The sequence below is a fragment of the Flavobacterium artemisiae genome, assembly GCF_042678225.1.
Lineage (GTDB): Bacteria > Bacteroidota > Bacteroidia > Flavobacteriales > Flavobacteriaceae > Flavobacterium > Flavobacterium artemisiae.
Genome location: NZ_JBHUDZ010000002.1, coordinates 443997 through 460422 on the forward strand (window position 1 = coordinate 443997; position 16426 = coordinate 460422).

The 16426-nt window shown below is 33.2% G+C and carries 13 protein-coding genes; 2 read left to right on the forward strand and 11 right to left on the reverse strand.

Features of this window, described 5'->3' with window-relative positions:
- Window positions 1–27 precede the first annotated feature (27 nt).
- The 8 genes from ACFSC2_RS03920 to ACFSC2_RS03955 all read right to left on the reverse strand — a co-directional run bounded on the left by ACFSC2_RS03920 (window position 28) and on the right by ACFSC2_RS03955 (window position 8073).
- Complete coding sequence (locus tag ACFSC2_RS03920) at window positions 28–1320, reverse strand: cryptochrome/photolyase family protein (protein WP_379816311.1); 1293 nt, start codon at window positions 1318–1320, stop codon at window positions 28–30.
- Between the two features lie 91 nt (window positions 1321–1411).
- Window positions 1412–1876, reverse strand: a complete 465-nt coding sequence (locus ACFSC2_RS03925; protein ID WP_379816312.1) for an SRPBCC family protein — start codon at window positions 1874–1876, stop codon at window positions 1412–1414.
- Between the two features lie 311 nt (window positions 1877–2187).
- A complete protein-coding gene (locus tag ACFSC2_RS03930; protein ID WP_379816313.1) occupies window positions 2188–2628 on the reverse strand; it encodes a sterol desaturase family protein in 441 nt (146 codons plus the stop codon).
- A gap of 159 nt (window positions 2629–2787) precedes the next feature.
- The gene (locus tag ACFSC2_RS03935) at window positions 2788–3627 is read right to left on the reverse strand and encodes a phytoene/squalene synthase family protein (RefSeq protein WP_379816314.1); all 840 of its coding nucleotides are present in this window, start codon (window positions 3625–3627) and stop codon (window positions 2788–2790) included.
- On the reverse strand, window positions 3624–5096 hold the full coding sequence (locus tag ACFSC2_RS03940) for a phytoene desaturase family protein (protein WP_379816315.1): 1473 nt from the start codon (window positions 5094–5096) through the stop codon (window positions 3624–3626). The genes ACFSC2_RS03935 and ACFSC2_RS03940 overlap by 4 nt, the downstream gene beginning before the upstream one ends.
- A gap of 39 nt (window positions 5097–5135) precedes the next feature.
- Window positions 5136–6035, reverse strand: a complete 900-nt coding sequence (locus tag ACFSC2_RS03945; RefSeq protein WP_379816316.1) for a MerR family transcriptional regulator — start codon at window positions 6033–6035, stop codon at window positions 5136–5138.
- Between the two features lie 218 nt (window positions 6036–6253).
- Entirely contained in the window at window positions 6254–6754 is a 501-nt protein-coding gene (locus ACFSC2_RS03950) for a tetratricopeptide repeat protein (RefSeq protein ID WP_379816317.1), read from the reverse strand.
- Between the two features lie 158 nt (window positions 6755–6912).
- Entirely contained in the window at window positions 6913–8073 is a 1161-nt protein-coding gene (locus tag ACFSC2_RS03955) for an FAD-dependent oxidoreductase (RefSeq protein WP_379816318.1), read from the reverse strand.
- A 96-nt stretch (window positions 8074–8169) separates the two neighbouring features.
- On the opposite strand from ACFSC2_RS03955, the gene ACFSC2_RS03960 reads away from it, so the two are divergent.
- Window positions 8170–9120 carry a helix-turn-helix transcriptional regulator gene (locus ACFSC2_RS03960; RefSeq protein ID WP_379816319.1) on the forward strand — a complete coding sequence of 317 codons (951 nt, stop codon included), beginning with the start codon at window positions 8170–8172 and terminating at the stop codon, window positions 9118–9120.
- An 89-nt stretch (window positions 9121–9209) separates the two neighbouring features.
- Here the strand turns inward: ACFSC2_RS03960 and ACFSC2_RS03965 are convergent, their stop codons facing one another.
- The 3 genes from ACFSC2_RS03965 to ACFSC2_RS03975 are packed head-to-tail and all read right to left on the reverse strand — an operon-like array spanning window position 9210 to window position 14802.
- Complete coding sequence (locus ACFSC2_RS03965; protein WP_379816320.1) at window positions 9210–11633, reverse strand: ABC transporter permease; 2424 nt, start codon at window positions 11631–11633, stop codon at window positions 9210–9212.
- Window positions 11634–11675: 42 nt separating this feature from the next.
- Window positions 11676–14087, reverse strand: a complete 2412-nt coding sequence (locus ACFSC2_RS03970) for an ABC transporter permease (RefSeq protein WP_379816321.1) — start codon at window positions 14085–14087, stop codon at window positions 11676–11678.
- Window positions 14088–14091: 4 nt separating this feature from the next.
- Window positions 14092–14802 (reverse strand): ABC transporter ATP-binding protein, encoded by a 711-nt coding sequence (locus ACFSC2_RS03975; protein WP_379816322.1) that lies wholly within the window; start codon window positions 14800–14802, stop codon window positions 14092–14094.
- Between the two features lie 273 nt (window positions 14803–15075).
- Here ACFSC2_RS03975 and ACFSC2_RS03980 point away from each other — a divergent pair, with 273 nt between their 5' ends.
- Window positions 15076–16425 carry a sigma-54-dependent transcriptional regulator gene (locus ACFSC2_RS03980; protein ID WP_379816323.1) on the forward strand — a complete coding sequence of 450 codons (1350 nt, stop codon included), beginning with the start codon at window positions 15076–15078 and terminating at the stop codon, window positions 16423–16425.
- The last annotated feature ends 1 nt before the right edge of the window (window position 16426 follow it).

Here is a 16426-nt window from a genome sequence, read left to right on the forward strand (position 1 = left end):
GAATTTGGAATTTAAAAATTTGGAATTTTATTTAATTATCCCCGCTTTATAAGTCGCAATTGCGCGATCTCTGGCAAAAGCATGTTCGACCATTGGTTCATTATAACCCAAATCAAATTCAGGAATCCATTTGCGGATATATTCTCCTTTTTCGTCGAATTTCTTTTGCTGAATTTCGGGATTAAAAACCCTAAAATAAGGCGCAGCATCACAACCCGTTCCTGCTGCCCATTGCCAATTTCCTACGTTGGAGGCCAATTCAAAATCTAACAATTTTTCGGCAAAATACGCTTCACCCCACTGCCAGTTGATTAGTAAATGTTTACAAAGAAAACTTGCCACGACCATACGCACGCGATTGTGCATATATCCAGTTTTGTTTAGTTGGCGCATTCCTGCATCTACCATTGGATATCCTGTTTTTCCTTCGCACCAGCGTTTAAAATCGTCTTCGTTATTACGCCATTGAATGCCGTCGTAATTCGATTTGAAATTATGATTAATGACTTTTGGAAAACTAAACAGAATCTGAATAAAGAATTCTCTCCAGATTAATTCGCTTAAAAAAGTCTGATTTTTTTTGTTGGCCCAATTGACCAATTTTCGAATACTTACAGTGCCAAAACGTAAATGCGGCGAAAGATAAGAAGTGCTGTCTAAAGCTGGAAAATCGCGCGTTTCTTTATAATGGCTGATCTGACTTAAATTGTGTGGTAAAACTTTGATTTCGCTTCTTTCAAATCCAATTTCTGAAAGTTTTGGAAATTTAAAGTCATTTTTGGCGAAATTTGAAAACAAGGTTTCGGTTTGATATTCTTCTACACCTTTAAAATGATATTTCTCCAGCCATTTATTTTTATAAGGTGTGTATACGGTATAAGGAAGTCCGTCTGATTTTGTGATTTCTTTTTCTTCAAAAACGACATGATCTTTAAAAGAAAGCGCTTCGATATTGTTTTGTTTTAATAATTCGATAACTGCCAAATCACGTTTTATGGCAAATGGTTCGTAATCTTTATTGAAGAAAACCTTTTGAATATCATATTCTTCCAAAAGGGTTTTCCAAATTTCTAATGGTTTTCCTTTTTTGATTAAAAGGGATGAATTAATTTCTTTGAGCTGCGTGTTTATCTTTTCAAGTGAATCATAAATAAAACTGACTCTGGCATCATTTTTTGGAAGATTGTCCAGTATATCTTCATCAAAAATAAATAATGGAATTACAGGGAAATCAGAATGTAAGGCGTTGAATAATCCGAAGTTATCATCAAGACGTAAATCACGTCGAAACCAGAAAAAAGCTATTTTTTGTTTTGTCATTATATATATTTTTATAGCCACGAATTCACGAATTTTTTATAAATCATATTCAATGATAATTCGTGAATTCGTGGCAGAAAACTATTCAGTTCTATTTTTTAGAATTAAATAATTCCTCAATTTTATTGCGTCGATAATCGAAAATGGATTTGACTTTATTTTCTACAACCAATTTATTCATAATACGACCTAAAAAGCCAAAAGGTAAAGCATAATGAACAATGTCGGTCATTTTTACACCTGTTTCGGTTGGCGCAAAAAAGTGTTTGTGATGCCATAATTTATATGGACCAAAAAGCTGAATATCGATAAAATACTCATTTTCTTTTGCGACCGTAATTTCTGTAACCCATGAAACCTTAATTCCTAAAAGAGGTTTTAAAGTATAAGTAATAATTTGCCCTGGATACATTCTCTTTTCGTCAAAATCCTGAATTACAAAACTCATATTATCTGGAGTAATGGTCTGGAGATTTTTTGGACTAGAAAAAAAATCCCAGCATTGTTCTATAGTTGTATTTAAATGCTGTACGGTTTCTATTTTGTATAGTTTCATAATTACTTTAAAATCAAATTTTTAAAATTCTAAATTTGCTGTGTTTTTTTGCCACGAATTCACGAATTGTACCAATTTTTAATCTGCTAAATCTGCGAGATCTGCGAGAAACTTTTTTATCGCCACGAATTACACGAATTACACAAATCTAAATCTGCTAAAATCTGCGATATCTGCGTGAAACTTTTGACTGCCACGAATCACATCAATTTTAAATCTGTGAAAATCTGTGAAATCTGTGTTTAACTTTTTTATTACGAATTAAACAAATTTTAAATCTGCGGGAAAATTCAGAATATAGTTTACAGATTTTACATTCTATAATATTTAAAAGGAACGAATAACATTCCGAAACATTCTCCATGTTCTTTACCCATATGTTTGTGATGCATTTTGTGGGCTTTTCGTAAACCGATTAGGTATTTGTTTTTGGTGTTTTTAAACCATTTAAAACGCTGATGTATTAAAACATCGTGAATTAAAAAGTAGCAAGCTCCATAAAGTGTAATGCCACAGGCAATGAAAAATAAATAATTGAAACCGCCCTGAACACCAAAATAAAAAAGCGTAATGCTCGGAGTGGCGAAAATAACAAAGAAAATATCGTTGCGCTCAAAAGTATGCTCGTATTTAGGCTGATGATGATCGGCATGAAAATACCACATAAATCCGTGCATGATGTATTTGTGCGTAAGCCAAGTAACGCATTCCATGAACAAAAAAACACTTATAAAGATCAAAAAAGAAATCATTTTATATTTTGTATGTATTAAAGTTAGGATTTAAAACTTAAATTATTTGTTTTAATTTGCCATTTCGACTGAAAGGAGAAATGACAACAGTTGACGCCTTAGCATCTTAGTAAGTTAGAGGCTTTGTAACTTAGAACCTTAGCCCCTCAGTACCTTTCCTTAAACCATCTTAAGCTTATAAGTTACAAAACTCTGCGCCAAAAGTCCTGCTTTTGTATAATTAGATACCCTAATTCTCGAACTTCCGATTTCGTAATACGGCGTATTTTTAAGCTTTTTGAGTAATTTTTTATAATAAACATAAGCGGTATAGACGCCAAATTTAGCCTCTATCGGGAGTTTTATAATTCCTTCAAAAGCGATTCTGAAATCTTCTTCTATTTCGTTTATAATCGCAATTTTAGAATGTTCAGTAAAATTATTAAGGTCGACTCCAGGAAAATAGTTTCGGTTTAAGAGTAAGTTGTCCTCTTTTAAATCACGAAGAAAATTTACTTTCTGAAAAGCCGAACCTAATTTCATAGCTTCAAATTTAAGCTGTTCGTATTTCTGTTCATTTCCTTTTACAAAGACTTTCAGGCACATTAAGCCCACAACATCTGCAGAACCATAGATATAATCTTCGTATTCGGTTTGCGTATTGTAAGTTGATTTACTAAGATCGAGCTTCATACTTTTTAGAAAAGCCTGAATAAGATCATCGGTGATATTATTTTGCTTTACAGTTTGCTGAAACGAATTGAGAATCGGATTCAAACTGATGCCATTTTCCACAGCTTTATAATATTCAATTTCAAAATCATTTAAAAGACTTTCTTTATCAAAATCATGAAAAGAATCTACAATTTCGTCTGCGAGACGTACAAATCCGTAAATGCTGTATATGGCTTCGCGAATACTTGGCGACAGCATTTTGACAGCTAAAGAAAATGAGGTGCTGTAATTTTGTGTTACAAGCTTACTGCATTTGAAAGAAACGGTGTCGAAGATTGATTTCATTTTTTAGCTTTTAATGATTTTTGAATTAACTCGGCAACTAGTTTTCCAGAAATTAAAGCGGGCGGAACACCCGGCCCAGGAACTGTCAATTGTCCTGTAAAATATAAGTTTCGGACTTTTTTACTTTTTAGTTTAGGGCGCAGAAAAGCCGTTTGTAATAAAGTATTTGCCATTCCGTAAGCGTTTCCTTTGCAGGCGTTATAGTCGTTTACAAAGTCGTTTTTGCAGAATGATTTTTTAAATACAATACTATTTTTTATTTCTTGTTTGGTGATTTTTTCAAAACGAGAAATTATCTTGTCAAAATATTCTTCTCGAAGTGCTTCAGAATCGTTTATTCCTGGTGCAAGTGGAATTAAGAAAAAACCTGATTCCATTCCGTCGGGCGCAGCAGTCGGATCTGTTTTAGATGGGAAATTGGCGTAGAATAAAGGTTCTTCAGGCCATTTTGGATTATCATAAATATCAATCGCATGCTGATTAAAATCGGCATCAAAGAACAAAGCGTGATGCGAAATGTTTTCTATTTTTTTATTGAAACCTAAAAAGAATAGGAGGGAAGAAGGTGCAAAAACTCTATTCTGCCAATATTTCTCCGAATAAGCTCGGTTTTCTTTTTCTAATAATGTTTCAGTATGCTGATAATCGGCACCGCTTACTACAATATCGGCAGGAATATGTTTTCCGTTAGAAGTGATTCCGACAGCGGTTTTGTTTTTTACCACTATTTTATCAACTGCAGCATTGGTTTTGATTTTTACGCCAAGTTCCATAGCCAGTTTTTCGATTCCGAGAACAACGTCGAACATTCCCGTTTTAGGATGCCAAGTTCCGAGACCGAAATCGGCATAATTCATAAAATTATAAAAGGAAGGCGTTTTGGTTGGTTTTGCTCCCAAAAATAAAACAGGAAATTCGAGAATCTGAATGAGTTTTTCGTTTTTGAATTCTCTTCGGATATCCTGACTTACAGAACCAAAAAACTGATTTAGTTTTAAAATAGTTTTGGGCGTAACCAATTCTAACGGAGAAATTCCGGGACGGTAAACCAAATCTTTTATCGCAATATCATAATTGCTTTTGGCACTGTCGATAAATTTTTGGAGTTTTTGTCCGCTTCCTTTTTCGATAGTTTCAAAAGTTGATTTTATTTCGTCAAGATTATCATAAATGGCAATGAAATCTTCAATACCAAAATAAACGCGATAAGCAGGATTGAGTTTTACAAGCTCATAATAATCAGCTGTTTTTTTATTGAAATCGTTAAAAAAACGTTCAAAAACATCGGGCATCCAATACCAGCTTGGTCCCATATCAAAGGTAAAACCGTCTTTTTTAAATTGTCTGGCACGACCTCCGATAGTCTCATTTTTTTCGTAAATAGTAACGTCGTTTCCTTGCTGAGCAAGGTAACAAGCGGCGGCTAAAGAAGAAAAGCCAGAACCAAGTATTGCGACAGTTTTTCTCATTTGTTTAACAAATATAGAAAAACTTTAAACAAAATAAAATTAGATCATGTTAATAGTTTCTTCCATCGAGTCAAAAATCCTGATTCTGTCTGATAAAACTTTCTGGTCGATGTGTTCTACCATTTTTCCCATAAGCCAGATTTCGTTGTTTTTTTGAAGCAATTTCTGTCCCATAGATTTTACATATTGATTAATTACGCTTCGATCCGGCTGAATGGTCATGAAAGAAACAAACGTAATGTTCTCAAAATGTTTGGTTAAATCCTGCAGGTTTTCAATCGGCATGCTTTCTCCTAAATAAATGGTTTTGTAACCTTTATCTAGAATTTCATATTGAAGGTATAATAAACCGATTTGGTGAATTTCATTTAGCGGAAGCGATAGAACAAAAATTCGGTCAGTCTTGGTTGGTTTTCTAATTTGAAGACTTTCTGTATAAATCAATATTTTTTGTTTGATCAAATGACTCATAAAATGTTCATTTGCCGGCGTGATCGTTTCTGACTGCCATAATAATCCAAGCTCTTTTAGAAGAGGTAAAAAATGTTCTTTAAAAACTTCTTTAAACGTTTTCTCCGAAATTAACCAATCGAAAGTATTGAAAAACAACTCCTGATCAAAGTTCATCATCGCCATTTTGAAAGAAGTAATGGCGTAGTTTTGAGAGTTTTTCTTAGAAATAATTTCACGAACCAGCTGCGGAATTCTTTCCTCAGGATAGGTTGCTATTTTAGAAATCTTATATCCGTACTCGTGCAGTAACGTGATATTTAATAGTTTCTGCAGATTTTGAAGGTTATAAAGTCTAATGTTGGTGTCGGTTCGCATTGGTTCAAGGATGCTGTATCTCTTTTCCCAAATACGGATGGTATGCGCTTTTATTCCTGATAAGTTCTCAAGGTCTTTAATACTGAAAACAGTTTTAATGTTGTTTATCATTTTCTGCGATTAAGGTCAACAAAAATAAAATAAAATCTTAAATGCGACCTTAAAACTACATTAAAAAGAAAGGAAATTATAGGTTTGTTTTGAAAAAATGTATATTTTATAGTATAACATTTACATTCTTTGCACTAAATTTAATGTTTTGCTAAAAAAAGAGCAATCTGTCTATGTTATTTAGAAGATTGCTCTTAAAAGTTTTTTTTTGTATTTTACTATTTACAGAAAGTAGCTTTGTTTTTTGCGGCGCTTTGGCTACCTAATTCGATTGCTTTAGTAAAATCTTGACAAGCTTTCTTCTTGTCTCCGATTTTATTATATGCTAAGCCTCTCAAATTATAAGCAATATAATCTTTCGGATTTATTCCTAAAGAAGCCGAACAATCTTCAATTGCTTCCTGATATTTTTCGAGTTTGTAATTGACATTGGCTCTGCCGGTAAAAGCATCCGCATTCATAAGGTCAAGTTCGATCGTTTTGGTAAAATCAGCAAGTGCTCCTTTTAGATCGTTGATTTTAACTTTTGCGACACCTCTGTTTTGGTAGGCTTCTACAAATTTAGAATTCATGCTTATGGCTTTGGTGTAATCTGCAATGGCGCCTTTTGTGTTGCCAGCTTCGGCTTTTTTCATGGCTCTGTCAAAATATCCTGTTGCAGATTGTGCCCATATAGAGCAAGAAAGCATCATTAGAGATGCAAGTAATAAATGTTTCATAAACTAATTTGGGATTAGTAGGTTAATTTGAATTGGGAACGAATTTAGGAAAGATTTTTTTGTAAGGAAAGTTCTTTTTGTGAAATAATAGTAATTAAAAATATATTTTTAGTACACAAAAAGAAAAGCGATACTTTTTAAAGTACCGCCTTACATTTTTAATGAAATTGAAACATTTCTAGAATATTCTTCAATCCGTCGGGAGAATGCATCCATTCGGTATTGTCCATGGTTTCTTTTCCGACTTTGGCAAATCTTTCGAACATTTGTTTTTCGTAATGCGAAATGGCTGTTTTTAAATCAGTAAAATTTTCATTCGTCAAACTTTCACTTAATTGCAGCGCATCAAGCATCGCCATGTTTACGCCTTCGCCTGCGTATGGAGGCATTAAATGTGCGGCGTCTCCAATTATGGTAATATTAGAATGTGAGTCCCAGTATTGGTCTAATGGCATACAATGTAAAGGTCTCGGCGTAAAAGGGGTATTTGCGTATAGAAACAATTCTTGATAAACATTGTCCCATTTCGAATATTCTTTTTTAAACCATTCTAAAACTTCAGTATTGTTTTTAAAATCGATACCGCAGTTTTTGTACCAATCGGCATCAGCATTAAAACCAATATAGAAATCAATGCTCCCGTCGCCTTTTACGCTTCCGCTGATAGTTTTAGAATCGCCAAAAGCCATAATTTTACCGCCTTGTAATAAGTTGTAGATTTTTGGAGCATTTATTTCAGCATTCGGAATGTTCTTTTCTAAAATCGTAACGCCAGAATAAAAAGGTTTTATTAAAGTAACAAACGGACGAATTTTAGAATTTGCGCCGTCTGAACCAATTACAATATCAGCAAATACAGTTTGGCCATTCTTGAAAATTATTTTCCATTTATCTGCCACTTTTTCAATTGAAATAATATGACTATCCCAAACAACGGTTTCTGGGTTTAGGGAATCTAGCAAAAGACTGCGAAGCGGACCTCTGTCGATTTCGGGTCTAAAATGTGCGTCTCCAAAATCTCTTGTAATTTCTTTTTCATGTTCATCAAAGAAAATTTCTGCTTTCTCATTTAGAACACGAAGCCTGTCATTTCCAGGTCTGTAAGTCGCTTTGAATTCTTCTATCAATCCTGATTTTTCTAAAGCCGCTAAACCAGATTCTGTGTGAAGATCTAAGGTGCCGCCTTGAATGCGCTGTTCTCTATTTAAATCTCTTTCGTAAACTTTTACATCTGCCCCTTTTTGTTGTAATAATCTAGCTAAGGTTAAACCTCCCGGACCGCCGCCAATAATAGCTATTTGTTTATTATCTAATAACATATCTTTTTGTTTTATTTAATGTTCATTATTTTCATTACAAAATTATGTGTATTTTTACAGCTAAAATATTTATATATAATATAAAAATAGTCGTAAATGAAAATATCTCTTACCGATCACGGTTCTGGAATTATGTTCAGATTTGCAGAAGCTATTGGGGCAATTGTAAAAGGACGTTTTATTTATATTCCAGAAAACAAAGGAGGCGGTTTTATTACGGGGTTTAATTGGGGAAATCTCCGAATGATGATACGGAATTACCATCTTAATGAAGAAGTTTTAATTGAACGTGTCAATGAATTTGCTGAAGGACAAGAAGATGTGATTTTTTTATTGAGCAGTGTTTTTCCTTCTAACGAAAAAGAATTGGCTTCAGAAAAAGCGAGTGTTTTAATCTGTAAACACGCAGTTTCTTCGGTTATGGCAATGCCTTCAAATACTATTTTTTCGAGTATTACAATTGCGGTTTCCAAACAATATCTGCATTCTTTTTTTGGAACTGTAAAACATCCGATTGTAGAAAGTGTATTGGAAGCAAAAGATAATTTTGTTTTTGAAACTGGTATTTCTTCAGAAATTATTAAAACAGCAACTGAAATCCTGAATCAATCTGTTCCCGAAAGTTTTGAAAGTCATTTTTATAAATTAAAATGCGAAGAATTGCTTTGTTACATTTTTGCGCTTTTAATGCAACGCGAAGCAATTCCGACAAGCAATATGCATATAGAAGACATCAAAGCAATTTATGCCATTAAAACACATTTGGAAACGCATTTGGATGAACCACCGAATATTGCCAATCTAGCGATTGAAGCGAGAATGAGCGAACCCAAACTTCGAAAATTATTTAAGCAGACTTTTGGTAAAGGTGTTTTTGAGTTTTATCAATCACTTCGAATGCAGGAAGCTGCAAGACTTTTAAAAACAAATCATCTCACGATTTCTGAAGTGGGTTATCAATTAGGATTTACAAATATGAGTCATTTTTCGAGGGTTTTTGAACAGCATATTGGTATGAAACCAAAGAAATATTCGATGAAAATTTAAATAGAGATTGAAAGTAAAAAGCCTGTAAATACTGATTTTACAGGCTTTTTTTATTTTAATGAATGTGAATTAATAATTAAAGATTCGATTTACTCGTATTTTAAATAGTGTAAAACATCTGCTTTTGTGGCCAAATAGGCGCGTGATAAAACAATGATTAAAGTTAAAAGCATCAAAACAATAAAACTGGAAATAAATGGAATGATGCTGATGTCAATTCTAAAAGCAAAATTTTCGAGCCACTTTGTCAAGAAATAGTAGACAGGAAACAGAGCAAGTAGAAAACCGATTATGCAGTAAAAAATATACTGTTTGGATAATTCTTTCAATAAAACATTGGTTTCAGCGCCAAGCGTTTTTCTAATCGCGATTTCTTTCATTCTTCTTTGAATAGAATAAGATGCTAAAGCAAATAAACCAAAAAGCGTAATCAGAATTACAACAATATTTAAAAGCGAAAACAAATTCTTTTGTTTGGTATAAACTTCATAAGTTCTGGCATATTGTTTATCTACAAAATCGTATTTAAATGGATAATCGGTGTCGACTTTTGTCTTCCAGAAATTTTCAATTTCAGCCATTGTGTTTGCTATGTTGTCCGATTTTAATCGTACATACAGCATATTCATGTTTTCTCCCATATCTAAGGTTTTAATATGGTAAAAAACCATTGGAGGAACAGCGCTTTCTGGACTTAATAAATTAAAATCTTTAACAATGCCAATTATCTTTAATTTCTGACCTCTCATTAAGAATTCTTTCCCGATGGGATCTTTTATATTCATTAATTTCTGAGACGTTTCATTTATCATGACTGAGTTTATAGTATCTGACGCGTATTTTGGATCAATTTCTCTTCCTTTCAGCATTTTTATTTTCAATAAATCCAACATTCCATAATCGATACCAATAGAGCGCTGTTTAAAAAGTACTTCGTTGTATAATACTGGAGATAACGAATTGTCTGAACCATCAAAAGAAAAGATTCCGGTAGAAACTTTATCTACGCCTTTGATTTTGTTTAATTCTTGTTTTACAGCATTGTATCGATTAAAAATTTGGGTTCCAGGTTGGTCTCCTTCATAATAAGTATGAGGAAAATTTAGATTGATGGCCACGACCTGATTTCCTTTAAAACCTAAATCTTTATTGCTTAAATATTGAATTTGCTTGTAAACGATATTAGAACCAATAATAAAAAAGGAAGCAATTGCAAACTGAAAAATCAGCATTCCGTTTCTCAGCCAGATTCCGTTTTTACTTCTTTCAAAATTGCCTTTTAAGACTTTAATAGTTTCAAAATTAGAAACATAAAGTGCTGGAAATATTCCCGCAAGCAAAACCGTCGCGATAAAAATCAGGATTAATTGTACGTAAAACTGGCCCTGAATCATCGTTAAATTTTTGCCCAAAAAGTTGTTGTAAAGTGGCAGTGTCACTTCTGCAAGTACTAAAGCCAGTAAAATTGAAAAAGAACTTATTAAAACGGTTTCAAAAATAAACTGTAAAATAATATCGCTTTTTGAAGCGCCGAGAACTTTACGAACACCAACTTCTTTGGCTCTTTTTATAGCATTGGCGGTTGCCATATTGATATAATTGATAATAGATATAATCAAGATCAAGATGGATAAACCAAACATAATTAGTAAAAACTGATAATTTCCTCTTCCTTCTGGATATCCATCAATGGCAGAATGTAATCTGGCGTCTGAAAGCGGTTCCATAAAAACCTTAAAATGGCCAATTTTCTTTTCCATTTCCTGAACAGTAAAACCAGCTTGTTTTGCATTTAATACAATTACTTCATTGTAATATGCTTTTTCGAGCATTTTTCGGGTACTTTCTGTTTTTAAAGGATCTTTTATTTTTAGTAAAATTTTAAATGAGAAAAGCCCTTGCTGATTTTTGGGATTCATTAAATCTTTCATTCTTCTAAGCACCATATTTGGCGCAAGAGAAGAATTGCCGGGAATTTTGTAAACAGCATTTACAGTGCAAACACCATTTAAACAATTAATTTGCTGGCCGATTGGGTTTTTAGTTCCAAAAATGCGCAGCGCTACATTTTCAGAGATTGCGATACTGTTTTCATTTTCCAATGGCGAAGTCATATTTCCTTTTATGATTTTAAAAGGAAAGAGCGAAAAGAAATCACTCTCGACATTGATGATTTTGTCGACAAATTCTTTTTTGTCTTTGAAAATAATCTTGTCTTTTTGATACCAGCTGTCGGCATAAACAATGTTCTCTACATTAGGATCATTTTCTAAATAAGGTTTTAAACTTACAGGATGTTCTGCCATTACAGGCATGTCGGTTAATTGAACCAAAACCTGATAAACGTTGTCTTTTTCGGGATTCCATTTATTATAGTTGTGTTCGTCGTTCCAATAAAGTAAAGCGAAAATGATTCCGGCAATTCCGATGGCTAATCCCGAAATGTTTAAAGCTGAAAAAACTTTGCTGTGTTTTAAATTATAAATAAAAATGTGAATATAATTGAGGATCATATTTTTTGGTGGTAAGGTTAATAAGGAAAAAGGAGAGCTTTATTACTCGTATTTCAAATAGCGCAAAACATCAATTTTGGTTACCTGATATGCTTTTGTCAATACAATTGTCAAAGTCAAAAAGAGTAAAAAGAAAAAAGCAAAAACGAAAGGAAGTACAGGAATATCAATCCTGAAGGCAAAATTTTCAAGCCATTTTTCCAGTAAAATATACGCCGGGATAATTCCGATTATAAACCCGATTATGCAAAAAATAACATATTGTCTGGATAATTCTTTGAGTAAAATATTGGTTTCTGCACCCAAAGTTTTTCTGATGGCAATTTCTTTTGATCGTCTTTCCATAGAAAAAGAGGCAAGAGAAAATAATCCGAAAACGGCGATTAGAATTACAATGATATTCAATAAGGCGAATAAGTTTCTTTGATTTTCGTATTTCTTAAAGTTTCGCGCATAGTTTTTATCCACAAAACCATATTCAAACGGATATTCAGAATCTACTTTTTCTGTCCAGAATTTGTTAAGACTGCTTATAGTCTGCGACATATCGTTTGGTGAAACCTTTACAAAAATATGTCTGATATCATCTTTTACGCCATTAATTTTAGTGACATAAAAGAAAACCATAGGCGAAATTCGGCTTTCAAACCCGAAATAATTAAAGTTATTAACGACACCAACAATCTTCACTTTTTCTTCTCTCCAAATAATTGTTTTGTTTAAAGGATCTTTTTCGCCAAGCAGCTTTGCAGTTTCTTCATTTATTAAAACCGATGAAATAGTATCTGAAGAAAAAGCAGGACTTAATTTTCGTCCTTTCAAAAGTTTAATGTCCAGCATGTCCAGCATATTAAAATCCATTGCCATTTCTTGTACTAAGAAAGGTTTGAGATTTTTGTAATCGATACTTGACCATGAATTTTCTTGAGATCCCATTGCAAATAAAGCGGTCGAAACTCCTTCGATACCTTTTATCTGCATCATTTGTGGTTTTATGGTTTTGTATCGCTCGTATTGCGTTCCTTCTTTTCTGGCTTTAAAAGTAATATCCAAAACTTGTGCGCCTTTAAAACCTAAATCTTTTTCGGCCATAAAATTGACCTGTTTGTAAACGATAAAAGATCCAATGATAAAAAACACAGCGATTGCAAATTGTAAAACCAGCATTCCGTTGCGGAGCCAGATTCCTTTTTTACTGCGCGAAAAATTTCCTTTTAAAACTTTCAAAACTTCAAAATTAGAAACATAAATCGCAGGCAAAACTCCCGAAACAATAATTACCAAAAGTGTAATTATTATTAACTGAATATAAAACTGAGTGCCGATAAGATGAAGATCTTTCTCTAAAAAAGAGTTGTAGTAAGGCATTAGTACTTCTACAAAAACCAAAGCCAATAATGCAGAAAAAATAGTAATCAAAGCGGTTTCAAAAACAAACTGAGCAATAATCTGCGATTTTCCTGCGCCGGAAATTTTTCTTACGCCAATTTCTTTAGCTCTTTTTATGGCATTTGCAGTAGCCAGATTAATATAATTTACGATAGAAAGAACAAGAATTAAGATCGATAAACCCATGAAAATGAGTAGATATTGTAAATTTCCGTTTTGCTCAGAAAATGGCTGACTTCCCGTGTAAAGTTTTGCATCTGGCAATGGTAATAAACTAGTTTTAACGGGTTCGCCATATTTTTTTATAAATTCATTTACTGTTATACCTTCTTGTTTTGCATAGACTTTAGTACAATTATCAAAGAAAATACGGTCCATCGTTTTTACGACTGCTTCCGTCGCATTTGGATTCTTTAATTTTAAAACCAATCCGTAATGGTAAGTCCATTCGTTTTTTGTACGTTGTAAATCATATTCTATTAGCGTTGTAACGGCTTGTGGCATTACAGACGATTTTTCGTTTATTCTATAAACGCCTCGAACGGTAAAAACTTTATTGTCATATTTGACAATTTTTCCCATCGGATTTTCTTTGCCAAACAAACGTTCTGCGGCTTCTTCAGATATAGCAATGCTGTTTAAATCCTGAAGTGCTGTTTTTGGATTTCCATGAATAAACTGATAAGGGAAAAAAGAGAAAAAATTATTTTGAGCGGTAAAAATCTTATTGAACATTTCTTTTTTGCCCTGATATGAAATAACATCTTTGGCATATTCTGCATAAAAGTAACAGTAACTTTCTACGTCAGAAGAAACAGCTTTTAACATCGGTCCCGTTGTAGCGGCATTTGACGTCCAGATATTATGGTTTCCGATGTCATTTAGAACCGAGAAAATTTTATCTTTTTCAGGATTCCATTGATCATAAGAATGTTCGTCGTTCCAAAAAAGAATCGCAAAAATCAACGTCGCCATTCCGATTGACAATCCTAAAATATTCAGAATCGAAAACAGCTTATTGTTTTTAATGTGATAAAAAAACGTATTAATCCAATTTTTCAGCATCGTTCTAGTTTTTAGAAGTTACCAAAACATCTACATTTCGATGATTCATTTTTTCAGAAAGAATAATTCCGTCTTTCATCAAAATGGTTTTTTGCGAAAAAGAAGCATCGTAATCGGAATGTGTTACCATCAGGATTGTAGAACCGCTGGCGTGAAGATCGGTAAGGAGTTCCATCACTTCATTTCCGTTTTTACTGTCCAGATTTCCTGTAGGTTCATCGGCCAAGATAATTTTCGGATCGTTTATTAAAGCTCTTGCCACCGCGACACGCTGTTGTTGTCCGCCCGAAAGTTGCTGCGGAAAATGTTTTAAACGATGTGAAATTCCTAATTTGTCAGCAATTTCGTTGACTTTCTTTTTTCTTTCTGCTGATGGGACATTATTGTAAATCAACGGCAATTCGATATTGTCAAAAACCGATAACTCATCAATTAAGTTGAAGTTCTGGAAAATGAAACCAATGTTTTCTTTTCTGGCTTTAGACTTTACTTTTTCTTTTACGCCAACCATTTCTTCGTTGAGTAATTTATAACTTCCATCAGAAGCGCTGTCCAATAATCCGATGATATTTAATAAAGTTGATTTTCCGCTTCCAGACGGTCCCATAATTGAGACAAAATCGCCTTGATTTATTTTTAATGAAATTTCGCTTAATGCTCTGGTTTCTACTTCTTCGGTTCTAAAAATTTTTGAAAGCTTTTCGATTTTAATCATGATTGATGTTTTTAATGTTTTTGATTACTACTTTTTGTCTTCCGAAGTAAAAGAAACAAGCCCGAAAATTAAGATAATTTACGTTGCTTTAGAAATGTTTATTTTGTTATTTTTACTCCAGAAAGGTCTTAATAATTAATGGTTTACAAGTCATAACATGATTTTCGTGCCAAAAAATTAAAGTTTGTAACTGTCTAATTTTGATGTAATTAATTATAAGAAAAAAGTTATAATGTCCATAAGTGGACACCTTTTGTCCAAAACCGAACAAGAATGAAAAAAACAAATGCTTCAATTTTAATTATAGACGATCAGGAAGACATTCTTTTTGCGTCAAAATTGTATCTGAAAAAATATTTTGAGCATATTTATACCTTAAATAATCCAAAAAATATAGTCGATTTATTGGCTAAAAATGCCATTGATGTCGTTTTGCTCGACATGAATTACAGAATTGGTTTTGAAGATGGGAGAGAAGGTTTGTATTTATTGAAAGAAATAAAAACGCTTTCGCCAAAAACTGTCGTAATCTTAATGACAGCTTTTGGAAAAGTCGAAACGGCGGTTGAAGGTTTAAAAAATGGCGCTTTCGATTATATTTTAAAACCGTGGGAAAATACCAAATTGCTGGAGTCTGTAAAACAAGCCGTTGATAAAAGCCGAAAAGAACAAAAGAAACAAAAGAATGTTGTTGTTGAAAATACTTTTTTTATTGGAACTTCAGATGTGATTCAAAAAGCTTATTCTTTGGCCGATAAAGTAGCCAAAACGGATGCCAACGTTTTGATTTTAGGTGAAAATGGAACAGGAAAATTTGTTTTAGCACATCATATTCACAATCAATCTGAAAGAAGAAATCAGCCTTTTGTGGCGGTAGATTTGGGTTCGCTAAATGCTAATATTTTTGAAAGCGAATTATTCGGATACGCAAAAGGTGCGTTTACAGACGCGAAAACCGATACGCCGGGACGTTTTGAAATGGCGCAAAACGGAACTATTTTTCTAGACGAAATAGGAAATGTGCCGTTGCATTTACAATCGAAATTATTGCAGGTTATTCAGAACAAATCGGTTACGAGATTAGGAGAATCGAATGCAAGACCTTTGAATGTTAGAATTATTACGGCGACCAATCTCAATTTAAAACTCGAAGTTGCCGATAAAAATTTCCGAGAAGATTTGTATTATAGAATCAATACGATGGAAATTGTTCTGCCTCCGCTTCGCGAAAGAAATGAAGACAAAATTCCGCTGGCCGAATATCTTTTGGATAAAATGATTGTCAAATACAATCGCGACGAAATCACTTTTGATAAAAAAGTACTAGAACAAATTGAAAAACACGCGTGGAATGGTAATATCCGCGAAATGGAAAATAAAATGGAGCGCGCGGTTATTCTTTGCGAAAACAATATTATTACGGTTTCGGATTTAGATCTGGAACAGATTACGGAATATGACGAAAACCCAGACGATATTCAGCTTTCGAGTGTTGAAAAAGCAACGGTCGAAAAGGCTTTATTGAAACACAATAATAATATCAGCAAAACAGCTGAAGAATTGGGTTTGTCGCGTGGCGCTTTGTATCGTCGTTTGGAAAAGTATAACATCAGAACGAATTAAG